We start from the raw sequence: 24,032 nt of genomic DNA on the forward strand, positions 1-24,032 counted from the left end.
TCAGACGGCCGATGCGGATTTGTTGAAAGGCCGTCTGAAAGCAGTTACTTATTTTTGAAACAATTTATCCAGTTTTTGCTCGAAGGCATGATAATTCAGATGCTCGTACAGCTCGGCACGGGTTTGCATAGTGTCAACCACTGCGGCCTGAGTGCCATCACGCATAATCGCTTCATAAACATTCAGAGCGGCTTTGCTTGCTGCGCGGAACGATGACAGCGGATACAGCACCAGTGACACGCCGTTTTCAGCCAGCTCGCTTTGGGTATAAAGCGGAGTGGAACCAAACTCAGTAATGTTGGCCAATACAGGTACTTTCACTGCATCTGCAAATTGGCGGTACATTTTCAAATCGGTCATGGCTTCAGGGAAAATCATGTCCGCACCGGCTTCGACACAAGCCTGAGCTCGTTCGATAGCGGCATCCAAACCTTCTACCGCCAGCGCATCGGTACGCGCCATAATCACAAAGTTCTCATCAACGCGGGCATCGACGGCAGCTTTGATACGGTCGACCATTTCATCTTTAGATACAATGGCTTTGTTCGGACGGTGGCCGCAGCGTTTCTGCGCTACCTGATCTTCGATGTGAACCGCTGCAACACCAGCGCGTTCAAAGTTGCGAATGGTACGGGCAATATTGAATGCACCACCCCAACCCACATCGATGTCCACCAGCAAAGGCGTATCCACGTTGTCCGTAATGCGTCGTGCGTCAATCAGCACATCTTCCATTGTGGTAATGCCCAAATCAGGGATACCGCAAGAGCAAGCTGCAACGCCGCCGCCAGACAGGTAGATGGCTTTGAAACCGCTTTGGGTGGCCAATCGTGCAAAGTAAGCATTGACGCAACCAACTACAGCAAGAGGATTCGATTCTTTCACAGCTTGACGGAAACGCGCTCCGGCAGAGTGTTGACTCATCATATTTCTCCTTTATAGACTTTTTTCATCAGTATTAATCGGACGGCTCGGTTTTTTCACAACTTGAAACAAACCGTTTAAAAAGAAACAATCGTTCTAAAAACTGTTTTTAGACGGCCTGTAAAATTTCAATCATTAACCATCTAAAAAATTTAAAATTAATAAATACAAATAGTTATCAAATACAATACATACAATAAGGCTGAAGCGAAGGTATACGTTTTTTAATTTTTATTAATCAGTATATGAATGCTGTTGGGGGATACAGATATTTTAAAACCCGAAACGTTTGTAGGAATGCGGAAACTGGATTCGGGTTGAGAGCCTTCAGACCGCCGCGACTGGCAATAAGCTGGCGACGACGGGAGCGGCAGAGATGGGAGAAAATCTATAACAAGAGAGAGTGGTTTGATACAGATTCATGATGATGTTCCTTTGTAGTGCGATGTAGTTTTTATTTATGGAAACAAATTTAAAAAATAAAACCGGTCTTGTCAAACACTTTTTTCAAAAAAATTATAAAAAATTCAGTTATTAATAAACGATTTTTTTGCAACAAATGTAAAAAACGGACAGGCTGCACCACATCAAATCCTTGTGTGGCCTAGCTTCTGTCCGTTTTGTACTTTTGGCTGATAGTCAGAATAATTGTAAACAATCTGTCTAAAAATAATTTATAATTGATTCATTTATAAAGAACTTTTAAATATGCCTTCTGAAAAAATTAAAATTTTTGCCTTTAAATTTTCAGACGGCCTTTGCATGATGACTACTCTGCACTAAATGCCGTCTGAAAAGTCTGTTTGCCAATGGTAATGTCGGCAGTGTAATCATGGCGGCCTTCGACGCAAAATGGCAAGCGGATTTGCGCAGCCTGCCAACTTTGCGGCGATTGTTGCGTCAGGTTATAGTGGTTGAAGCCCATGTCCATGTTTTTCATACTGAAACTGATACTGACCGCACCCGTATTCTTCGGCACATTCTCCACCACAATATCAAACGGCTCGTGTGTATTGATAGAGGTCGCACGCACTTTTGAACCGTCAGGCAGGACGCAGCCTTGTGTTAGACTACATTCGACTACATTAGCTTTTGACTGTTGCTTCTGCCACCAATCCAAAAGCAGCAGTTTGGCCGCCGCAAACACAATCAGTAAAACAGCGGCAATCAGCAGTTTTTGATTTTTACTCATTTCAGACGGCCTCAATGTCATTATCGGTCAAAACGGCATGCACACCCATGCTCTGCCACTGTTCGCGATAAATGGAAACCATGCTTTCCGGAGCTGCCACAATCAGCGGCATAGCCACGCCTTGCGCCAAAATATCGACAACTTGCTTGGCGGCCGCTTCATTCGCTACTTTCCATACGACAGCATCGGCATTTTTCGCCTGCTGCCATTGTTCGGCGTTTTCAATGATTGGCCATACGCTGGGCGCTTCTATCGGCTTGCCTTGTTGCCAATCGGCAAAATCCAGCAATACGGCAGAGGCGGTTTGATGAGCCAATTCATATGGCGCAACATGATATTCGCCCATGCTGTTTTGACCGCTCAAGCCGCTTTTCAGACGGCCTTGAAGTTGGCGCGGAATGGATAGGGAGCGTAACAATGCGCTATTGGCAGGCAACATCGGCGCAACGGTAAAATCCCCTGCCTTCTGCCATGCCCATTTTTGCCCTTCCCTCGATTGGATTTCGCCCGTCCATTGGTCGGCTTCCACCCATAAAAAATGCAGGCGTACATGTGCGTGTTCGTAGGAGTGGACTTTGGTCAGCCACGGCGTAGCGGTAAGGATACGGATGCCGAGTTCTTCTTCAAACTCGCGTTGCAAGGCTTGAAAATCGCTTTCGCCTGCCTCAACCTTGCCGCCGGCAAATTCCCAATAACCGGCATACGGTTTGCTCTCTGGGCGCGAACTGAGCAGGTAGCGGCCGTTTTGGTCGAGCAAAATTCCGGCAACCACTTGCACCAATGGACGTGTGTCTTCAGTCATCATGAGATTATTCTTAATATGCGGCAGGCGGCGACACCTGCCGATTTATGCGTAAAAAAACGATGTCGGGCCCATACGCCCGACCTTCAACAAATACCTAACCCTTCAGGCCGTCTGAAAAGGATTCTATCTTTCAGAATACCTAAATCCAGCCTTATTTTTCCGCAATGACAAAAGCCATGACGGTATCCTCTTCATCGCTCATACTGAGATGGCAACTTCGGATACCCTGTTCTTCCAGCCATTTGCTCAAAACCGGTGCAAAAAACAATTCAGGCTTGCCCAATGCGTCATGCCCGACACCGATATTGCGGAAAGACACCACGCCACGTATGCCCGTCCCGACGGCTTTGGCAAAAGCCTCCTTGGCGGCAAAGCGTTTGGCAAGATAGTTGACCGGCTTGCCTGCCTGTGGAAACTCCAACAGCTCTTCCGGACTGAGAATGCGTTGCGCAAATGCCAGTCCGAATTTTTTGTTTAGGCGGATAATGCGTTTGAGGGAAACAATGTCTGTACCTATTCCGTAAATCATGGGTCTGCTCCTTGTTTAAATAGTCAGGCCGTCTGAAAGTGTGGATACCGGCCAAAGCAAATCGACTTAGCCGGTATAGCTGATACTGATGCCGTTAAGGCAGCATTCTGGCTCTGAACATGACTTCCTTCATTTGGCGGACAGCTTCAGGCAGGCCGAGGAAGAGTGCTTGGGAAATCAGCGAATGGCCGATGTTCAACTCGCGGATGGCGAGAATTTGAGCAATCGGCGTAACGTTGTGAATGGTCAGGCCGTGTCCGGCGTTGACGACCAAACCCAAATCGCTGGCGTAATGCGCGCCGTTTTGAATGCGCTCGAATTGTTTCATTTGCTCGGCGTGGCTGTGCGCATCGGCATATGCACCGGTGTGCAACTCGATAACGGGCGCACCGACATCATAAGCGGCTTGGATTTGCGCATTGTCGGCATCGATAAACAAGGACACGCGGATGCCTGCGTCGGTCAGGATTTTAGTAAACTCTGCCACTTTATCCTGTTGCGCCAATACATCCAAACCGCCTTCAGTGGTCACTTCTTGACGTTTTTCAGGCACAAGGCACACGTCTTCCGGCATGACGTTGAGCGCATTTTCCAGCATTTCTTCCGTCAGCGCCATTTCCAAATTCAGGCGCGTACGGATGGCGTTTTTAACGGCAAACACGTCCGCATCTTTAATATGGCGGCGGTCTTCACGCAAGTGCATGGTAATCAAATCTGCGCCGTGGGTTTCCGCAATCAGCGCCGCTTCGACAGGGCTGGGATAAATCGTACCGCGCGCATTGCGGACGGTGGCAATATGGTCGATGTTTACGCCTAACAACACAATAATGTCCTTTCTTTAAGGTTTCAGACGGCCTGAGCCTTTACCTATCAAAGGCCGTCTGAAAAAATTCAACTGCCCAAACCAAACTGCTGCAACTGCTGCAAAACCTGCCGAGACTTGATGCCCTCGGGTAGAAGGTTGTCAATCAAAAGCCGCGTTACTTTCAAAGCCTGACCGAGGCTTTCCTGATGAACGAAACTGCCTTCCCTCAAATCGATTAAAGTCGCGCCCAATACGGCAACGCCCTTATTAAGCGCATGGAAACGGTCGGCCTCGGCCAGGGGAACCACAGCTTCTTCAGGCGTGAGCCAATAAGTTTCTTCGCCGTTAATTTCATTGCCGTTGCCGTCATGAAACAAATCGGGGGCAAAGCCCAAGCGTGTCAACAGAGACCATTCAAAACGGCGCAAAGCGGCAATGTGGTTGGCCTCGCAACAGATGGTTTTCATGGTTTCCGCCAAAACATCGTAAAGCTCGGGCAACGGGTCTTCGCGGACGGTCAACTTCAGCATCAACTCGTTCACATACAATCCGCTGAACAAAGCCCTGCCCTGCGGTTGCGGCCACCCGCCTATCCATTCGGCGCGATGCAGGGTCTTCAACTCTTGCGAACCATACCAAGATGCGCTCACCGGCACAAACGGCACCAACACGCCGCGCAATTCACTCTGCCGTTTGCGCGCGCTTCTGGCCAACAAAGCCACCCGCCCATAACGGCGGCTGAAAGCCTCCACCCACAAGCTGCTCTCGCGCCAAGGGGCGGAAGCAAGCAGAAAGATAGGTTCGTGGTTGATGCGGTTTGGTTGCGCCATAAGGGTTTGGAAAGATAAAGATTGTGTCGATTATAACGGAAAATCGACGCAAAAAGGCCGTCTGAAAATTCGCCTTCTATAAAGGCCGTCTGAAAACCTTTATAATCCGTTTTGAATGAACAACCGACTTTCCTGTGTTTATGCCGAAATTCCCTTTTAAATCTGTCATTTCCCTGCTCTCCGCAGCCCTATTATCCGCCTGCTCGCTGGTGAAATATCAGCCTGTCGCCGGTATTGATACGGTCGACCTGAAACGCGGCTACCGCTTTTGAAACCAGCCGGCTTCAGCGCAACGACGAAGACGATACGCTTATTGTGTTGATGTTCTCCGGCGGCGGTACGCGTGCGGCGGCTTTGGGTTATGGCGTGTTGGAGCAGCTTCATAAGCAACAGATTACCATCGGCGGCAAAAAACAGTCTTTGATGTCGAATGTCGATGTCGTGGTCGGCGTATCCGGCGGATCGGTTTTGGCAGCTTATTTTGCACTCAAGGGCGAAGAAACCATTCCTTTGTTTTATAAACGTTTCCTACACCAAAACTTCCAACGCCAAGTCGTCAAACAAGCATTTTCCATGTCCAATCTGCCCCGACTGGCCTCGCCTGAATACGGACGCGGCGATCTGTTGCAGGAGCAGTTTGAAAACTACCTTTTCGGTAAAACCACTTTCCGCGATTTGGAAAAAAATGCCAAAGGCCCGTTTGCCATCATTTCCGCCACCGATATGGGCATAGGCGAGCGTTTCAATTTCACACAGGAATATTTCGACCCGATGTGTATCGACTTGGGCGACTTGCGACTTGCCCGCGCCGTTGCCGCTTCAAGCTCCGTGCCTATGGTGTTCGCACCGATTACGCTCAATAACAACGGCGGCCATTGCCAATACACGCCGCCGCTGCAACTTGTCTCCGACAGCGAAGCCGGTAAAAGACAGCTGCAAACCCGAAAAGAATTTTTTGAGCGTTTCCAAAAATACAGCAACAGCAAAAACCGCCCCTACATCCACCTGATAGACGGCGGCCTGACCGACAATCTGGGCATGCGCAGCCTTTTGGATATGACGGAAATGTATCCGGAAAAAATTCTGACGCATAAAATCAAACAAAACAAAATCCGCCATATTGTCGTCATCAACGTCAATGCCCAAAACGAAGTCAGCAGCGATTTGGATAAAAAAGCGGCCGTACCCGGCTTACGCGATGTCGTTTCCGCCATCGTGAATATCCCGATTGACCAACATTCGCAAGAGTCTTTGCGCCGCTTCAGGGCTTTTGTCGATCAATGGAACAAAGACAAGCAGAATGACAATATCTATTTCTCTTTTGTCAGCCTCAATCTCAAAGACCTTCCGCCATCCCGGCTGAGGGACAAGGTATTGAATATCCCGACCAGTTTCTATCTGCCACCGGAAGACGTGGACAACCTGCGCACCGCCGCCGCAGAACTGATGAAGCAGTCGCTGGACTATCGCAACCTACTGGCAGAATTTGCGGCACACCCCAATCCAGACACCATCTTCGCAGCCCCGCCTCCTGATGCGCAAGAGTTCAAGCCATTGAACGAAAAGAAAAAGCAGTAGCAAACTGTTCCATAAAGTGCAGCTCTGTTAAAATATACGCTTCATCTTATATTTCAGACGGCCTCGATATCCAAGGCCGTCTGAAACACTTAACAATAAATAGAATCCAACCATGACCGAATTAAACACTCCCATCGTTACCGATATTGACCGCCCCATCCTCGTTCCGCCCGGCGGCCATAAGAAAGTCCTGCTGCATTCCTGCTGCGCCCCATGTTCCGGCGAAGTGATGGAAGCCATGCTTGCCAGCGGCATCGACTACACTATTTATTTTTACAACCCAAATATTCATCCGCACAAAGAATATATGTTGCGTAAAGAAGAAAATATGCGCTTTGCGGACAAATTCGGCATCCCCTTTGTCGATAAAGACGACGACTACGAAAACGACCGTAAAGAATGGTTCGCCAAAGCCAAAGGCATGGAATTTGAACCCGAACGCGGTATCCGCTGCACCATGTGTTTCGACATGCGTTTTGAAAAAGCGGCTCAATACGCCCATGAAAACGGCTTTCATGTTTTCACCAGCTCACTGGGCATTTCACGCTGGAAAGACATGAAACAGATCAACGGCTGCGGCCATCGCGCCGCCGAGCCGTATGACGACTTGGTTTATTGGGATTTCAACTGGCGCAAAGGCGGCGGCAGCGCACGCATGATTGAAATCAGCAAGCGCGAGCATTTCTACCAACAAGAATATTGCGGTTGCGCCTACTCCCTGCGCGATTCCAATGCCCACCGCAAATCGCAAGGCCGCATACCCATCAAGCTGGGCGTATTGTATTACGGTGATGAATCTACCCAATACGAGCCTCAAGCCGAAAGCAAAATCATTGTTGAGAAATAAATATCAAAGGCCGTCTGAAACATTCAGACGGCCTTTGATCAAATCAGACGATTAACGGCGGCGGAATTTGCCGTGATCAAAATCATCAAATGCCTGATAAGCAGCTTGGCATTGAATTTTTTGCTCGGCATAAGGCAAACCGTGGAACGCTTTTGCCGCTTTTCGGTTTTCTCTCAACTCGGCCTTATTGCCTTTGTAACGATACCAAGCGGCACGGCGCTCAAGGTATCTCTTACAAGCAGGATGCAATTTGTTTTTCTTCACCTGCTGGTGTTTGCTCACATGATGACCATGCGGTTTGGCCGCCGCTTCGGCAGAATAAGTACCCAAGCTCAATACAGCAACCACTGCCAGTGCAGAATCTAAAGTTTTAAGTATCAACATGATTCGCTCCCAATTCAGGTTGGATAGTCATCCCATTATATGCCTCGCCTGATACATCAACAAACTGCCTGATGTGTTGCATGACAGGCGATTGTCATCAATTACGACATTATCCTTCTTGCTTTGCAAAATTTAACACACCTTCTATTTAGACAGAAGCCGAATATAAATTTCTTTATTTCATAAGCCTCTAGCCAATGTCTGACCAAATGTGATGCAAATACAAAATAATGCCAAATCGCCACAAAGCCACATGAAACCTAGTCCGAGCCTTCCCCCTCCTTAATCAGCCCCCGAAAAAAGCGCATTGTCAAGTCTAGTTAAACAAAGAAAAATACATTATATTGTGCCGTTCAAAGCAATCACATACCGTATCTTGTGTTTTTTTAATGGGAAGACTGAATAATGAATGCAGCAACGAATATTAAAGTAACCAAACGCGACGGACGCTTGGAAAATATCGATTTAGACAAAATCCATCGCGTTGTTACTTGGGCGGCGGAAGGCTTACAAAACGTCTCCGTATCGCAAGTCGAGCTCAAATCACATATTCAGTTTTACAACGGTATCCGTACCGACGACATCCATGAGACCATCATCAAGGCCGCGGCCGACCTGATCTCACAAGATACGCCCGATTATCAATATCTGGCCGCCCGCCTCGCCATTTTCCATCTGCGTAAAATCGCTTATGGCGAATTCGAACCGCCTCACCTCTACGATCACGTTAAAAAACTGACAGAAGCAGGCAAATACGACCGCCACATCATCGCAGATTACAGCCGCGAAGAATTCGACGAGCTGAATGCCTATATCGACCACAGCCGCGATATGACCTTCTCTTATGCTGCCGTAAAACAGCTGGAAGGCAAATATCTGGTTCAAAACCGCGTTACCCGCCAAATTTATGAAACGCCGCAGTTTTTATACATTTTGGTGGCCATGTGTCTCTTCAGCAAATATCCGAAAGAGACCCGTTTGGATTACGTCAAACGCTTTTACGACGCCGTTTCCACATTCAAAGTATCGCTGCCTACGCCTATCATGAGCGGCGTGCGTACGCCTACCCGTCAATTCTCAAGCTGCGTGTTGATTGAATGCGACGACAGCCTCGACTCCATCAACGCCACCACCAGCGCGATTGTAAAATACGTTTCCCAACGAGCAGGCATCGGCATCAACGCCGGCCGTATTCGTGGTTTGGGCAGTGAAATCCGCGGCGGCGAAGCGCAACACACCGGCTGTATCCCATTCTTCAAAATGTTCCAAGCGGCGGTTAAGTCCTGCTCGCAAGGCGGCGTACGCGGCGGCGCTGCAACCTTGTTCTACCCATTGTGGCACATCGAAGCCGAAAGCCTGTTGGTATTGAAAAACAACCGCGGCGTAGAAGACAACCGTATCCGCCAACTGGACTACGGCGTACAAATCAACCGTCTGCTGTACACCCGCTTGATTAAAGGCGGCAATATTACCCTGTTCTCGCCAAATGAAGTTCCAGGTTTGTATGATGCCTTCTTCGCCGATCAAGACGAATTCGAGCGCCTCTACACTCAATACGAGCAAGACCCAAACATCCGCAAACGTACTTTGCCGGCAACAGAATTGTTCTCCACCCTGATGCAGGAGCGCGCCGGTACCGGTCGTATCTATATTCAAAACGTTGACCACTGCAACACGCACAGCCCGTTTGATCCACGCGTTGCGCCTGTTCATCAGTCCAACTTGTGCATGGAAATCGCCCTGCCGACCAAACCTTTGGACAACATCAACGATCCGAACGGCGAAATTGCTTTGTGTACCCTGTCCGCCTTCAACTTGGGCGCGTTGAACAACTTGGACGAACTGGAAGAGCTTGCCGATTTGACCGTACGCGCACTTGATGCCCTGTTGGATTATCAAGACTATCCGGTTGCAGCAGCACGCACCGCAACCATGAACCGCCGCACACTCGGCATCGGCGTCATCAACTACGCCTACTATCTGGCGAAAAACGGCGTACGTTACAGCGACGACTCCGCCCTCGGCCTAACCCACCGCACCTTTGAAGCCATGCAGTATTACCTGCTCAAAGCATCGGTAAACCTTGCCAAAGAATACGGCGCATGCCCGCTGTTCAACCAAACCGTTTATTCGCAAGGCAAACTGCCTATCGACACCTACAAAAAAGACTTGGATGCCGTGTGCAACGAGCCTTTGCACTACGACTGGGAAAGCCTGCGCGCCGACATCGTCAAATACGGCCTGCGCAACTCTACCCTGACCGCACTCATGCCGTCTGAAACCAGCTCGCAAATTGCCAACGCCACCAACGGCATTGAGCCTCCACGCGGCCTGGTCAGCGTTAAAGCATCAAAAGACGGTATTTTGAAACAAGTCGTACCGGAATTTGAAACCCTAAAAGATGCCTACGAAACCCTGTGGCAGCTTCCCGGCAACGAAGGCTACCTAAAACTCGTTGGCGTAATGCAAAAATTCGTCGATCAATCGATTTCTGCCAATACCGCCTACGACCCGAACAAATTTGAAGGCAGCAAAGTTTCCATGAAACAAATGCTGAAAGACCTGCTGACCGCCTATAAATACGGCGTCAAAACCCTGTACTACCATAACACCCGCGATGGTGCGGACGATACGCAAGCCGATATCCAAGATGATGGCTGCGCTGGAGGGGCTTGTAAGATTTAAAACAGGTTGATTTTTGAAATATATCCAAGGCTTCTAGATAGTAGAAGGCTTTAAGGATTTTCTTAAATTAGTACCTACTACTATATGAAGCTAAGTTGTTATTTTCCAGAAAAGGAAAAGTATGGATACCATTGGGTTATTCTTAGCTGAATATAAACTTTATATATTTATTAGTGTTCTTTCAGTCTTCGCTATTTTAGCATGGCGATTTATTGATAAAATTCAACATGTTTCATATGGTGAATTAAAAATTAATAGAAAAGTCGACTAATTTTTAAAAAGAGAGACGTTATGTCCTGCGAACACCTAACTATGTCATACAGCACCTTTTCCAAGACCAAAAACGACGCGTTGAAAGAGCCGATGTTTTTTGGTCAGCCGGTAAATGTCGCTCGTTATGACCAGCAGAAATACGAAGTATTTGAGAAACTGATTGAAAAGCAACTGTCGTTTTTCTGGCGGCCGGAAGAAATCGACGTGTCGCGCGACCGTATTGACTACGCCAATCTGCCTGAACACGAAAAACATATTTTCATCAGCAATCTGAAATACCAAACCCTGCTCGATTCGATCCAAGGCCGCAGCCCGAATGTTGCGTTCTTACCTTTAGTATCGATTCCCGAGCTGGAAACGTGGATTGAAACGTGGAGCTTCAGCGAAACCATCCACTCGCGCAGCTATACCCACATCATCCGCAATATCGTGAATGATCCGTCAGTCGTGTTTGATGATATTGTGCAAAACAAATACATCATCGCCCGTGCGGAAGACATTGCCTGCTATTACGATGATTTGATTGAATACACCCAATATTACAATCTGTTGGGCGAAGGTTCGCACAATATCGGCGGCAAACTTGTTACCGTATCTTTGCGTGAGTTGAAGAAAAAGCTCTATCTCTGCCTGATGTGCGTCAACGTGTTGGAAGCCATCCGCTTCTACGTTTCATTCGCCTGCTCATTTGCCTTTGCTGAGCGCGAATTGATGGAAGGCAACGCTAAAATCATCAAACTGATTGCCCGTGACGAAGCCCTGCACCTGACCAGCACCCAGCATATGCTCAACCTGATGCGCGCTGGTGCCGATGATCCTGAAATGGCTGAAATTGCGAATGAATTGCAGGACGAATGCTTCAACCTCTTCAAAAAAGCAGCCGAGCAGGAAAAAGAATGGGCGGCCTATCTGTTTAAAGACGGTTCGATGATTGGTCTGAACAAGGAAATTCTGGCTCAATACGTTGAATACATTACCAATCTGCGTATGCAGGCGGTTGGCCTTCCAGCCGGATTTGAGGGTGCGACCCAAAACCCGATTCCTTGGATTAACGCATGGCTGTCTTCTGACAATGTACAGGTTGCGCCGCAGGAAGTGGAAATTTCCTCTTACCTGATTGGTCAGATTGATTCGGAAGTCAATGCCGACGATTTGGGCGATTTCGAGCTGTAATCGAACATTCGGTTTTATGATTAAGGCCGTCTGAACGGTGTGGCAGAAATCTTTGATTTCGTCTTTACACCGTTTCAGACGGCCTTTCCAATCCAAATTAATCACATGGCACTCATTAGCACACACGACAAAACCTTCCAACTCCAACAAGGCGAAACCTTATTGGAGGGCTTGGAGCGCACCGGACACGAAGTTGAATACCAATGTCGCAGCGGTTATTGCGGTTCATGTCGGGTTAAAATCTTGGATGGGAAAGTCTCTTATGATAATTTTCCGCTCGCTTTTGTCGCGCCCGGAGAAATTTTGCCGTGCTGCTGCCGAGTTACTGAAGACATCAAACTCGATTGTCGGGAGCGCATCAAAGAGCCGGATTTATTTGATGTCGATTTATTTGAAGACAAATAAAAAATGCCGTCTGAACATTGCGGTCGAAATCTTTGATTTCATTTCCACCGTTCAGACGGCATTTTGTATGGTTAAGCTTATTTACGCTCACCAACTGGCAAAACAGTACGGCCGAAAGATTCGTTGATGACCTCTGCCGCTGCCAAGTAGAACGCACCAAGTGCAGTTACCAAGCCTAAGCAACCGCCGATATGGACGATGCTATGATTTTCCATGCCATCGCCAATACCCAAAGCAAAGAACGTCAGTGTCAAGAAAAAGAAAATACCGCTCAATACTTTAGGCTTGGTCAAGGTGGCCACAAACATCATCAGCGAAAACATACCCCATACGCAGAGATACCAACCGATAAATGCCGGGGCTGTTTCACCTTTAAAAAAGATGGTAAACAAAGCCCATGTCCACCAGAAGGCGCCATAGCTGATAAAAGCGGTAAAGCCAAACGTATTGCCTTTCTTGAACTCAAACATACCGGCAATAACTTGGGCGATACCACCAAAGGCGAGAGCCATGCCCAAAACTAAGCCGACACCCTCTTGAGCAGTAAAAAAGCCGCCGTTAATCAGACTGAGCAACCAAGTTGTCAATGCAAAGCCGCACAAGCCGACAGGACCAGGGTTCGCCAGGTTTTCTTTAGTAGTAGTCATTTTATTTCTCCTCTAGTTATTAGAAATAGGAAACTCATTGTTACAGGTTTTATTCAAAATTAAAAGAAAAAAATTTAAAAAAATCAGGCCGTCTGAAAAATATTTTTCAGACGGCCTTGAATATTAATAATTAAACTATCCCAAAATTGCCAAGATTTTCCTCAATTCATTAGCATCAATTTGGCCGGGTGCCGACGTTTTTTGTGCCGCGCCAAAGGTGACGGCTGAGCCGAAAGTCGAACCGGCCAAGCGGCTGACAGCTCCGGTTTTACCCATGGACATAGTAATAATCGGGCGGTCGATAATTTGTGAAACATCATATGTTGCCTGCAACAGGGTCAACACATCTTGCGGCGATTGCGGCATGACGGCAATTTTGCAGATATCCGCGCCCCACTCGGCCATTGTTTTCAGACGGCCTGTAATGTCTGCCAAAGACGGCGTGGCTTGAAAATCGTGATTGCAAAGCAAGGCGGCAGCTTGATATTTATGCGTCAAAGCGATGGTTTGTTTGACGCCGCCCTCCTCGGCAAAAAGCTCGATGTCGATAATATCGGCTTGTTTGGAACGGATGATTTTTTCCAATAATTCAAAATAATAGTCTTCCGAACAAGGCGTATTGCCGCCCTCTTGCGCCCTTCTAAACGTAAACAGCAAGGGCTTGTCAGGAAAAGCCTGTCGAACAATGCTTAATTGCTCGGCAATAAAATCGGCATCAAGCGCTTCTTGAAAAAAATCCGCACGAAATTCAATGATGTCAAAAGCCGTCTCTTTCAATACGCGCAAAGCCTGCGCCAATTCCTGCGTATTAGCAGCCACCAGCGGCACGGCAATTTTAGGTAGACCTTTGCCGATCTCGATATTTTTGATGATGACAGGTTTCATATTGTTCCTTTTTGCTCTTCAAGCCAATCAGTGCAGATGCTCATAAATGGTTTCCGCTAATGCTTTACTGATGCCTTCCACTTTTTCCAAGTCCTCGCGGCTGGCCGCAATCACACCGCGCAGACCGCCGAATCGAGTAAGCAATGCTTGGCGGCGTTTGCTGCCGATACCGGGGATTTCGCTGAGTGAGGAAGTAACGCGTGCTTTGTCGCGTTTTTTTCGGTGGCCTGTGATGGCAAAGCGGTGCGATTCATCGCGTACGGTTTGCAATAAATGCAAGGCCGGGCTGTTGGGCGGCAGGCGAAAGACTTCGCCGGTAAATGGCAGTATGAGTTCTTCCATACCGGCTTTGCGCTCGGGGCCTTTGGCGATACCGACCAAAGGAATGTGCAGCCCGAGTTCTTCCCATACCGATACGGCTACGCCGATTTGCCCTTTGCCGCCGTCAATTAACACGACATCCGGCCATTTGACGCTTTCGCCGTTGGCTTCTGCTTCCTGCATTTTGCCGTAACGGCGCGTTAGGACTTCGCGCATGGCGGCGTAGTCGTCGCCGGGTTTGGCAGTCGTGATGTTGTAGCGGCGGTATTGCGAAGGCTGGATGTTTTGCTCATCGTACACAACGCAGGATGCAATAGTGGCCTCGCCTTGCGTGTGGCTGATATCGAAACATTCAAGGCGGTTGAGGCCGTCTGAATCCATGCCGAGGATTTTGGCCAGTTCATCAATACGGTGTTGCTGGCTACTTTGTTGCAGGCGGCGTTGTGCAATCGCCATTTGTGCGTTTTGCTCCGCCATTTTCAACCAGACTTTGCGTTCGCCTATGGTCTTGGTGACAAATTGCATCTGCTTGCCGTGTTCGCCTTCCAAAGCCTCTTTCAATGCATCGGGAACGGGAAAGTTGCTGATGATGATGTCGGGTTTGCTTTTGCCCAAATAATGTTGGGCGACGAAGGCTTCGGCGTAATCTTGTCCGTTTGGCTCGGGATCGTTTTTGGTGTCGGGGAAAAAGCTTTTGTCGCCTACATGCCGTCCGCCGCGGATGCTGACCCAGTGTACGCAAACCAGGCCGTCTGAAACCGCCAGCGCAAGCAAATCGATATCGTTGGGATTGTTTGGATTTTTGCTGTCGATAAACTGATTACTCTGCATGATGCCGAGCGCTTGAATTTGATCGCGGTAACGGGCGGCTTCTTCAAATTGCAGATTGGCGGCGGCGGTTTGCATTTTGTGTTGCAAGGTGCGCGTCAATTCGTCGGTTTTGCCATTGAGGAAAGTCGCGGCTTCACGCACGCTGTCGCGATAATCTTCTTCGCTGATGTGGCCGACACAAGGCGCGGTGCAGCGTTTGATTTGGTACAGCAGACAAGGACGGTCGCGATGCTCGAATACACTGTCTTCGCAGGTACGCAGCATAAAGACTTTTTGCAACACTTGAATGCTGTCGCGCACGGCATTGCTGTTGGGATACGGGCCGAAATATTGATTAGGCTTTTTCAGCGTACCGCGGTAATACGCCATTTGCGGATATTGATGGCCGCTGAGCATCAAATAAGGATAGCTTTTGTCATCGCGGAAAAGAATATTGTATTTCGGCGATAGAGCTTTAATGAAGTTGTTTTCGAGAATCAGCGCTTCGGCTTCGGAACGCGTGATGGTGGTTTCGATATGGTGAACCTGTTTTACCATCAATGCGATGCGCGGAGAATGATCGTTTTTTTGGAAATAGCTGGAAACGCGCCGCTTGAGATTGACCGCTTTGCCGACATACAAAACATTGTTGTCTTCATCAAAAAAACGGTACACGCCCGGCAGATTGGGCAGATTTTTTAGAAAAAGTGGTAAATCGAACGGTTCGGTTGCGCTCACGGGATTTTCTTTTGGAATAAGCAGGCCGTCTGAAAACTTTTCAGACGGCCTTGTTCATTGAGGTTTAAGATTCTTGAGACGGGGTATCTTCAGCTTCTACCACTTGGTTTTCAGCTGCATCGCTTTCCAGAGCAGCTTCATCTTCAGCCTCTTCGGCCACACGCTCCAAACTGACCAAGGTTTCACCTTCATCCAGATTAATCAGGCGGACACCTGCGGCAGCACGACCGGTCTCGCGGATTTGCTCAACTTTGGTACGAATCAGGACGCCGCCGCTGGTAATCAGCATCAGGTCATCGGTTTCGCTAACCAAAGTGGCGGCAACCAAATCGCCGTTACGCTCGCCGGTATTGATGGCGATATTGCCTTGTCCACCTTTGTTTTTACGGCTGTAATCGGCAATCGGGGTACGTTTGCCATAGCCGTTGGCGGTAGCAGTCAATACTTGCAAGTCGCTTTGCTCGGCCTCGGGGGCGAAGGTAATCAAGCTGACAATCTTGCCATCGGCCGGCAGGCGCATACCGCGCAAACCGCCGCTGCCGCGACCGGACGGACGGACACCGTGTTTGCCGCTTGGCAATGCGTTTTCGGCATTTTCATCATCCAGGCCGTCTGAATCTTCGTTTTCGGTTTCGATATCTGCATCTTCTGCTTCATCGTTACCGGATTTTTCCCAATATTCGTTAAAGCGGATGGCTTTGCCCAAGTTGGAGAACAACATAATGTCGTCCGCACCGCCGGTTTGCGCTGCGCCGACCAAGTAATCGCCTTCTTTAAGCGCGATGGCTTTGATGCCTTGGCTGCGGACGTTTTTAAACGCAGACAGCTGGACTTTTTTCACCATGCCTTGTGCAGTAGCGAAGAAGACGTATTGGTCTTCCGGGAACTCGCGGACGGCCAAGATGGCGCTGACTTTTTCGCCTTCTTCCAATTGGATAACGTTGTTAATCGGACGTCCGCGGCTGTTGCGGCCACCTTCCGGCAGTTTGTACACTTTAATCCAATGGCACTTGCCCAAGTTGGTGAAGCACATCAAATAATCATGCGTGTTGGCAACAAACAGGGTTTCGATAAAGTCTTCGTCTTTGGTTGCCGCTGCCTGTTTGCCGCGGCCGCCGCGACGTTGCGCCTGATAATCGGTAGTCGGCTGGGTTTTGATGTAGCCGCCATGAGTCAGGGTAACGACCATTTCGCGTTGCGGAATCAGGTCTTCATCGGCGATATCGCCGCCAAACGGATTGATTTCGCTGCGACGCTCATCGCCGAAGTTGGCTTTGATGTCTGCCAATTCTTCGCGGATGATTTGGGTAACGCGCTCTGGTTTGGAAAGAATATCCACGAAATCAATGATTTTACTCATCAGGTTTTTATATTCGCCGACAATTTCTTCCTGATCGAGGCCGGTCAGGTTACGCAGGCTCATGCGCAGGATGGCATCGGCTTGCAATTCGCTCAGATAATAGCCTTGACTGTGCAGACCCAAATTCTCTGGCAAGCCTTCAGGGCGCATCATGTGCAGGTCTAAATCGGTACGGCTGAGCATGTCTTCAACCAAGCTGCTGCGCCATGGGCGGGACAGCAGTTTTTCTTTGGCTTCCGGCGCATTGGCAGATTCTTTGATCAGACGAATGATTTCGTCGATATTGGACAAGGCCACCGCTTTACCTTCGGCAATATGGCCTTCATGACGCGCTTTTTTCAGGCGGAATAAAGTACGACGGGTAACGACTTCGCGACGGTGGCGCAGGAACTCGGACAGGATTTGTTTCAGGTTCAGCAGACGCGGCTGGCCGTCAACCAAGGCCACCATGTTGATACCGAAGCTGTCTTGCAGCTGGGTCAGTTTATAGAGTTGGTTCAAAACGACTTCGGCATTTTCATTGCGTTTCAATTCGATTACGACACGCATACCGGATTTGTCGGACTCGTCGCGCAGGTCGGATACGCCTTCCAGCGTTTTTTCGCGTACCAACTCGCCGATTTTCTCAACCAGCTTGGCTTTGTTTACTTGATATGGGATTTCATCGATAACGATGGCTTCGCGTTCGCCATTTTTACCAATAGGCTCAATATGGGTTTTACCGCGCATTACCACGCGGCCACGGCCGGTTTTATAGCCTTCGCGAACGCCGCTCAAACCGTAAATAGTTGCGCCTGTTGGGAAATCGGGCGCTTGGATGATATTGATCAGCTCGTCGATTTCAGTTTCAGGCTCGTCCAACAAACGTAGGCAGGCATTGATGGTATCGCCCAAATTGTGCGGCGGGATATTGGTTGCCATACCGACGGCAATACCGGACGAACCATTGACTAACAGCGCAGGGAAACGGGTCGGCAATACCAGCGGCTCATGTTCGCTACCGTCATAGTTGGGGCCGAAATTAACGGTTTCTTCCTCGATATCCGCCAGCATTTCATGGGAAATTTTTTCCATGCGGATTTCGGTATAACGCATGGCTGCTGCGGCCAAGCCGTCGACAGAACCGAAGTTGCCCTGACCGTCGATCAGTACATAACGCATGGAGAAGTCTTGCGCCATACGGACGATGGTGTCGTAAACGGCTGTATCGCCGTGGGGGTGGTATTTACCAATAACGTCGCCGACGATACGCGCCGATTTTTTATAGGCGGAATTCCAGTTGTTTTTCAACTCGTGCATCGCGTACAACACGCGGCGGTGTACCGGCTTGAGACCGTCGCGGACATCCGGCAGGGCTCGGCCCACAATCACGCTCATGGCGTAATCGAGGTAGCTCTTGCGCATTTCGTCTTCAAGGCTGACAGGCAGGGTTTCAAGTGCAAATTTATGGTCGTTGCGGATGGTTGCGTCGGTCATGATTATCTGTAATTTCGTATGGCAAAAATCTTGTTGATTCTACCACAAAACAAGCGGTTTATGGCTTTTGCGTGAAGGCCGTCTGAAACAGGATTTCAGACGGCCTTCGTTATTTAATAAATTCAATTTAGTTGCTGCAAGAATCTTCATCGGAAGCCTGCAAGCTCAATGCTTTGCGCTTTTTAGCCTTTTCATAACGGCAACGTTGGCGCGATGTATTGATTTCCAAAGGTGGCACGGCAACCGGCTTGCCGTCTTCTACGGCAACCATGGTGAAGTAGCAGCTGTTGGTATGGCGCACTTCACCGGTGCGGATGTTTTGCGCTTCTACACGGATGCCGACTTCCATAGAAGTGCGGCCGGTGTAGTTAATGCTGGCGTAAAAGGTTACCAGTTCGCCGACATGGATAGGCTCTTTAAACAAAACTTTATCGACAGACAAGGTAACGCAGTAGTTGCCGCTGTATCGGCTGGCACAGGAATAAGCGACTTGGTCGAGCAAGCGCAATAATTCGCCACCGTGGACGTTGCCGCTGAAGTTTGCCGTATCCGGCATCATCAGCTCGGACATGATGAGTTCGTGAGAAGGAAGTTGGCGTGCTTGTTCCATGGTTTGACCTCTTGAAGTGGTTTGTTTTTAAGGCCGCCTGTTATTTCAGACGGCATGTTTTGTAGGAATTTTGATTCTACCGTTTTTGAGTGGAAAAATTCAATCTGCCACACCTGATCATAACCATTTTCTACGCGAAAAGAAAATCAGCAGTCCGATGATGATGCACAGCATCACACCCAAAACCATGAAATAGCCGTAATGCCAATGCAGCTCGGGCATATTGTCGAAGTTCATGCCGTAGATACCGGTGATGACGGTCAGCGGCATAAAGATGATGGTGATAACCGTCAACACGCGCATTTGCTGGTTCATGCGGTTGGATTGGAAGGAAAGGTAAATGTCCATCATGCTCAACACCATATCACGCGAGGCATCAAGCGATTCGATAAGCTGCATATTGTGGTCGTACACGTCGCGCAAATAGACGGTCGATTCGCCTTTGAAAATAGCAAAATCGCCGCGTACGGCCAGTTGGTAGAACACATCGCGCAATGGCAAAAGCGTGCGCCGCAGACGGACGGCATCGCGCTTGAGGCGGTGAATCTTACTGAGAATATCGCTGTTTTCATTTTTAAACAGGGACTTGTCTATTACTTCGACACGGTTGTTGTACGACTCCAAAACGATGAAATAGTCATCTACAATACGGTCAAGCAGGCAATAAGCAAGAAACGCTGTATTTTTGTTCAAAATATTGTGTGGATTTTCGTGCATCTGCCGGCGGAGATGGCTGAACAAGCCCAACGGTTTTTGTTGGAAAGACAACACAAAATCTTTGCCGATAATCACATACACTTGGTCGGAATGGAGCTTGCCTGTGGAGGTATAGTGGTAAACCTGTGCGGCAGTAAAAACATAGCTGCCGTAGTCTTCAATTTTCGGACGCTGTTTGCGGCTGAGAATATCTTCAATAACCAGCTCATGAATGCCGTAAGGCTCAAGCGCGTGTTTGAGCAAGACAACATCATTGATGCCGACAAAATGCAGCCAGTTGATTTGACCTTCTTGCGGGCGGGCAATATCGGGCAAGTTTTTTCCGGCAAGATAATCATGCTGAGCAAAGGTATCGGCGGAATACAAGGTTTGATGGATAGCAGAACGCGGCGCATTGTCGGTATTGCTGCGCTGCATGGTTTGGTCTTGCAGATTGTCGGTTGTCTCAACTGGATTGGCTGGTTTGCTCATAAAAATAAATCATGTTTTTTAGTTAGAATGAATTGTACAGACAGAAAAGGCCGTCTGAAAACAAATTTTCAGACGGCCTGACAATATCGATCAACGCTTTATGCTTTATTAGGCTTGAGGCGCGGTTTTCTCCAACTCCAATGCGGCAGCAAGCAAGGACAGGCGCGCCATTACGCCGTAAACGTAGAGGCGGTTGTGTTCATTGTCCACGTCGCAGTCTTTTTCGGAGCGCGGCATGCCGAGCGAATCCCATTGTTCAAATACGCGTTTGCAGGCTTCAGGCGCTTCTTGGGAGTTGTCGCCGTTACCGGTAGGGATGCTGTTGGACAGCGGAACAAACACCATACCGCCGGCATTGAGGTTTTCGTCTGCACCACGGCCTTCGTGTACACGGAAGAAGCCGCCGATAACGAAACGGTCCATCATATAAACGACGGGTTCGCACACGGCGCCGTTCATGGTTTCGTAGGTATAAATACCTTCTTGGACAATGACTTCACTGACTTCCAAACCTTCTTTGACTTTTGCCATTTTATTGCGGTTTTTACGGTTCAATCCGCGCACTTCATCGGCAGATTTAACGCTCATCACGCCCATGCCGTAAGTGCCTGCGTCGGCTTTCACAATAACGAAAGGCTGGTCAGTAATACCCAATTCATCGTATTTGGCTTGAATTTTCGCCAATACGCGTTCTACCGCGCCTGCCAACGCATCTTCGCCTTCACGCTCTTGGAAATCCAAACCGCTGATTTTTTCAAAATAAGGATTGATTTGCCATTCGTCGATGTCAATCAACTTGGCAAAGTCGGCAGCAACTTGGTTGTACGCGCCGAAGTGTTCGGTTTTACGGCGAGTCGTCCAACCGCCGTGCAATGGCGGCAATACGGTTTGGCTGATGTCTTTAAGGATTTCAGGGATGCCCGCAGACAAGTCATTATTCAACAAAACAACGCAAGGCGAGAAGCCGTCTGCGAGATGTACACGCTCACGGGTACGCAATAAAGGCTCAAGCAAAATTTTTTCGCCCAACGCGGTTTCAAACTCGGTTGGCTCAGTCACTTCAGGATTCAAGCTGCCCAAGCGCACTTCGTATCCTGCCGAACGCAAAATCTCGCTGAGTGCGTAAACGTTTTGCAGATAGAATGTGTTGCGTGTGTGGTTTTCAGGAATAATCAATACGGATTTGGCCGTTTCACATGCGCGCTGTACCGCATCTTGCGCGGCAACCGCCGCCAGCGGGATAAAGTTGGGATTCAAATTATTGAAGCCGCCCGGAAACAGGTTCATATCGATAGATGAAATTTTGTAACCGGCATTACGGATGTCAACCGAACCATAAAATGGCGGACGGTGTTCGTTCCAATGCGAACGGAACCATGCTTCGATTTTGGCATGATTGGCAAGGACTTTTTTCTCAAATTCCCGTAATTGAGTCAGATGCTCAGGAGCCATTACCGGTAATTTCATTCTCTATACCTCTTGGTAAATGTGGATATTGAGTGAGAATGATAGAACTTTTTAGTGCATTTCGACAAGCATTCTTTCAGATAAGATGCATCTTTTTGTCAACAATTCTACAATTTGTCTAATTTTTAATAAATATTTTTGAAACTTTGCGACAAATTTTAGAAATTGGACAAATTTCTATTGCACAGCCCCTATAAAAAGCCTAAAATCCGCCCATAAACGCAAACCATCATTCATACCTACCAATAGCAAAGAATACTCATCATGAGCGCACAAACCCTTTACGATAAACTTTGGAACAGCCACGTCGTCCGCGAAGAAGAAGACGGCACTGTCCTGCTTTACATCGACCGACACCTAGTTCACGAAGTAACCAGCCCGCAAGCATTTGAAGGCTTGAAAATGGCCGGCCGCAAACTCTGGCGTATCGACAGCGTGGTCTCCACAGCCGACCACAACACCCCGACCGGCGACTGGGACAAAGGTATCCAAGATCCGATTTCCAAACTGCAAGTCGATACTTTGGACAAAAACATTAAAGAGTTTGGCGCACTCGCCTACTTCCCGTTTATGGATAAAGGCCAAGGCATTGTGCACGTTATGGGCCCGGAACAAGGCGCAACCCTGCCCGGCATGACCGTTGTCTGCGGCGACTCGCACACTTCTACCCACGGCGCATTCGGCGCATTGGCGCACGGTATCGGCACTTCCGAAGTCGAACACACCATGGCGACCCAATGTATTACCGCTAAAAAATCCAAATCCATGCTGATTTCCGTTGAAGGCCGTCTGAAACCCGGTGTTACTGCCAAAGACGTAGCACTTTATATCATCGGTCAAATCGGTACGGCCGGCGGTACAGGCTACGCCATTGAATTTGGCGGCGAAGCCATCCGCAGCCTTTCTATGGAAGGCCGCATGACCTTGTGCAATATGGCGATTGAAGCCGGTGCGCGCTCAGGCATGGTTGCCGTCGACCAAACCACCATCGACTATGTAAAAGGCAAACCTTTCGCACCTAAAGGCGAAGCATGGGATAAAGCCGTCGAGTACTGGCGCACACTGGTATCTGACGAAGGCGCCGTATTCGATAAAGAATACCACTTCAAAGCCGAAGACATCGAGCCTCAAGTAACTTGGGGTACCTCGCCTGAAATGGTTTTGGACATCAGCAGTAAAGTGCCTAATCCCGCCGAAGAAACCGATCCGGTCAAACGCAGCGGCATGGAACGCGCCCTCGAATACATGGGCTTGGAAGCCGGTACGCCATTAAACGAAATCCCTGTCGATATCGTCTTTATCGGCTCTTGCACCAATAGCCGTATTGAAGACTTACGCGAAGCCGCCGCTATCGCCAAAGGCCGCAAAAAAGCGGACAATGTGCAACGCGTATTGATTGTCCCCGGCTCCGGTTTGGTTAAAGAGCAGGCAGAAAAAGAAGGCTTGCACGAAGTATTTATCGAAGCCGGTTTTGAATGGCGCGAGCCGGGCTGCTCTATGTGCCTTGCCATGAATGCCGACCGCCTGACCCCGGGACAACGTTGCGCCTCCACCTCCAACCGTAACTTTGAAGGCCGTCAAGGCAACGGCGGACGCACTCACCTCGTCAGCCCTGCCATGGCAGCCGCAGCTGCGGTGACCGGCCACTTTACCGACATCCGCACTATGGCTTAAAGTATTTTCAGACGGCCTTTATTGATCAGGCCGTCTGAAACAATACCTTGCTCAAGTAAGTTTTTCTATTGCGCAAAACGTCCGAAAACCTTCTTAATCATTGATAACTTGAAAGGAATCTAGTATGAAAAAACTGTTTGCATTAGCTGCCGCAGCCCTCATCCTGTCAGCTTGTTCCAGCACTTGGTCCGGCGCAAAAGACGATACCAACCGCAATTGGGACAAAACCAAAGAGACTGCCGAGCGCGTAGCCGATAAAACCAAAGAAACGGCAGAACACGTTGTCGACAAAACCGGTGAAGCCGTTAAAAAAGGCGGCAATGCAGTAGGCCGCGGCATGAGCCATGTTGGAGAAAAAATCGAAGCCGCTACCGAATAATTCGGTAAATCAGGCCGTCTGAAGCTCCTGACTCCGTTTCAGACGGC

Annotated in this window: 20 protein-coding genes and 1 pseudogene; 7 read left to right on the plus strand and 14 right to left on the minus strand. The window is 48.9% G+C overall.

Annotated elements, in window-relative coordinates:
- Positions 1–48: 48 nt before the first annotated feature.
- The 6 genes from prpB to recO all read right to left on the minus strand — a co-directional run bounded on the left by prpB (position 49) and on the right by recO (position 5,085).
- Complete coding sequence (gene prpB, locus ACTHSN_RS03525) at positions 49–924, minus strand: methylisocitrate lyase (RefSeq protein ID WP_002233567.1); 876 nt, start codon at positions 922–924, stop codon at positions 49–51.
- A 769-nt stretch (positions 925–1,693) separates the two neighbouring features.
- The gene (locus ACTHSN_RS03530; RefSeq protein ID WP_440365082.1) at positions 1,694–2,116 is read right to left on the minus strand and encodes a hypothetical protein; all 423 of its coding nucleotides are present in this window, start codon (positions 2,114–2,116) and stop codon (positions 1,694–1,696) included.
- A gap of 1 nt (position 2,117) precedes the next feature.
- Positions 2,118–2,918, minus strand: a complete 801-nt coding sequence (locus ACTHSN_RS03535) for an NUDIX domain-containing protein (RefSeq protein WP_440365130.1) — start codon at positions 2,916–2,918, stop codon at positions 2,118–2,120.
- 154 nt (positions 2,919–3,072) lie between these two features.
- Positions 3,073–3,450, minus strand: coding sequence for a holo-ACP synthase (gene acpS / locus ACTHSN_RS03540; protein WP_070588493.1), 378 nt, complete (start codon positions 3,448–3,450; stop codon positions 3,073–3,075).
- 94 nt (positions 3,451–3,544) lie between these two features.
- Positions 3,545–4,273: a pyridoxine 5'-phosphate synthase gene (gene pdxJ, locus ACTHSN_RS03545; protein WP_070589100.1), complete on the minus strand. Its 729-nt coding sequence runs from the start codon at positions 4,271–4,273 to the stop codon at positions 3,545–3,547.
- A gap of 68 nt (positions 4,274–4,341) precedes the next feature.
- Positions 4,342–5,085 (minus strand): DNA repair protein RecO, encoded by a 744-nt coding sequence (gene recO / locus ACTHSN_RS03550; RefSeq protein ID WP_070824286.1) that lies wholly within the window; start codon positions 5,083–5,085, stop codon positions 4,342–4,344.
- A 140-nt stretch (positions 5,086–5,225) separates the two neighbouring features.
- Here recO and ACTHSN_RS03555 point away from each other — a divergent pair.
- Both ACTHSN_RS03555 and ACTHSN_RS03560 read left to right on the plus strand, forming a co-directional pair.
- A pseudogene (locus ACTHSN_RS03555) lies at positions 5,226–6,663 on the plus strand (patatin-like phospholipase family protein).
- A 112-nt stretch (positions 6,664–6,775) separates the two neighbouring features.
- On the plus strand, positions 6,776–7,510 hold the full coding sequence (locus ACTHSN_RS03560; RefSeq protein WP_440365083.1) for an epoxyqueuosine reductase QueH: 735 nt from the start codon (positions 6,776–6,778) through the stop codon (positions 7,508–7,510).
- Positions 7,511–7,561: 51 nt separating this feature from the next.
- Here ACTHSN_RS03560 and ACTHSN_RS03565 read toward each other — a convergent pair whose 3' ends face one another.
- The gene (locus tag ACTHSN_RS03565; RefSeq protein WP_440365084.1) at positions 7,562–7,894 is read right to left on the minus strand and encodes a stress response protein; all 333 of its coding nucleotides are present in this window, start codon (positions 7,892–7,894) and stop codon (positions 7,562–7,564) included.
- Positions 7,895–8,299: 405 nt separating this feature from the next.
- Here ACTHSN_RS03565 and nrdA point away from each other — a divergent pair, with 405 nt between their 5' ends.
- The 3 genes from nrdA to yfaE all read left to right on the plus strand — a co-directional run bounded on the left by nrdA (position 8,300) and on the right by yfaE (position 12,430).
- Entirely contained in the window at positions 8,300–10,579 is a 2,280-nt protein-coding gene (nrdA, locus tag ACTHSN_RS03570) for a class 1a ribonucleoside-diphosphate reductase subunit alpha (RefSeq protein WP_440365085.1), read from the plus strand.
- Between the two features lie 312 nt (positions 10,580–10,891).
- Positions 10,892–12,025 (plus strand): class Ia ribonucleoside-diphosphate reductase subunit beta, encoded by a 1,134-nt coding sequence (gene nrdB / locus ACTHSN_RS03575; protein WP_039863698.1) that lies wholly within the window; start codon positions 10,892–10,894, stop codon positions 12,023–12,025.
- 105 nt (positions 12,026–12,130) lie between these two features.
- Positions 12,131–12,430, plus strand: coding sequence for a class I ribonucleotide reductase maintenance protein YfaE (gene yfaE / locus ACTHSN_RS03580; protein ID WP_003686421.1), 300 nt, complete (start codon positions 12,131–12,133; stop codon positions 12,428–12,430).
- Between the two features lie 77 nt (positions 12,431–12,507).
- On the opposite strand, the gene ACTHSN_RS03585 is transcribed toward yfaE, so the two are convergent.
- From ACTHSN_RS03585 to gshA, 7 genes are all read right to left on the minus strand, one after another.
- Positions 12,508–13,077 (minus strand): acetate uptake transporter, encoded by a 570-nt coding sequence (locus tag ACTHSN_RS03585; RefSeq protein WP_311476203.1) that lies wholly within the window; start codon positions 13,075–13,077, stop codon positions 12,508–12,510.
- Between the two features lie 135 nt (positions 13,078–13,212).
- Positions 13,213–13,962, minus strand: coding sequence for a type I 3-dehydroquinate dehydratase (gene aroD, locus ACTHSN_RS03590; RefSeq protein WP_311476202.1), 750 nt, complete (start codon positions 13,960–13,962; stop codon positions 13,213–13,215).
- A 27-nt stretch (positions 13,963–13,989) separates the two neighbouring features.
- Positions 13,990–15,831 carry an excinuclease ABC subunit UvrC gene (gene uvrC, locus ACTHSN_RS03595; protein ID WP_114926207.1) on the minus strand — a complete coding sequence of 614 codons (1,842 nt, stop codon included), beginning with the start codon at positions 15,829–15,831 and terminating at the stop codon, positions 13,990–13,992.
- 64 nt (positions 15,832–15,895) lie between these two features.
- Positions 15,896–18,667, minus strand: coding sequence for a DNA gyrase subunit A (gene gyrA / locus ACTHSN_RS03600; RefSeq protein ID WP_049335215.1), 2,772 nt, complete (start codon positions 18,665–18,667; stop codon positions 15,896–15,898).
- Positions 18,668–18,794: 127 nt separating this feature from the next.
- Positions 18,795–19,277, minus strand: coding sequence for an acyl-CoA thioesterase (locus ACTHSN_RS03605; RefSeq protein ID WP_128582619.1), 483 nt, complete (start codon positions 19,275–19,277; stop codon positions 18,795–18,797).
- A gap of 117 nt (positions 19,278–19,394) precedes the next feature.
- Positions 19,395–20,465: a magnesium/cobalt transporter CorA gene (corA, locus tag ACTHSN_RS03610; protein ID WP_070583928.1), complete on the minus strand. Its 1,071-nt coding sequence runs from the start codon at positions 20,463–20,465 to the stop codon at positions 19,395–19,397.
- A 108-nt stretch (positions 20,466–20,573) separates the two neighbouring features.
- Positions 20,574–21,932 carry a glutamate--cysteine ligase gene (gshA, locus tag ACTHSN_RS03615; RefSeq protein WP_070583930.1) on the minus strand — a complete coding sequence of 453 codons (1,359 nt, stop codon included), beginning with the start codon at positions 21,930–21,932 and terminating at the stop codon, positions 20,574–20,576.
- Positions 21,933–22,196: 264 nt separating this feature from the next.
- Between gshA and leuC the strand changes: the two genes are divergently transcribed.
- Positions 22,197–23,606: a 3-isopropylmalate dehydratase large subunit gene (leuC, locus tag ACTHSN_RS03620; protein WP_107848963.1), complete on the plus strand. Its 1,410-nt coding sequence runs from the start codon at positions 22,197–22,199 to the stop codon at positions 23,604–23,606.
- A 124-nt stretch (positions 23,607–23,730) separates the two neighbouring features.
- The gene (locus ACTHSN_RS03625) at positions 23,731–23,985 is read left to right on the plus strand and encodes a hypothetical protein (protein WP_070589063.1); all 255 of its coding nucleotides are present in this window, start codon (positions 23,731–23,733) and stop codon (positions 23,983–23,985) included.
- Positions 23,986–24,032: the final 47 nt, after the last annotated feature.

This window comes from Neisseria sp. P0009.S010, assembly GCF_051958545.1.
Taxonomy (GTDB): Bacteria; Pseudomonadota; Gammaproteobacteria; order Burkholderiales; family Neisseriaceae; genus Neisseria; species Neisseria subflava_A.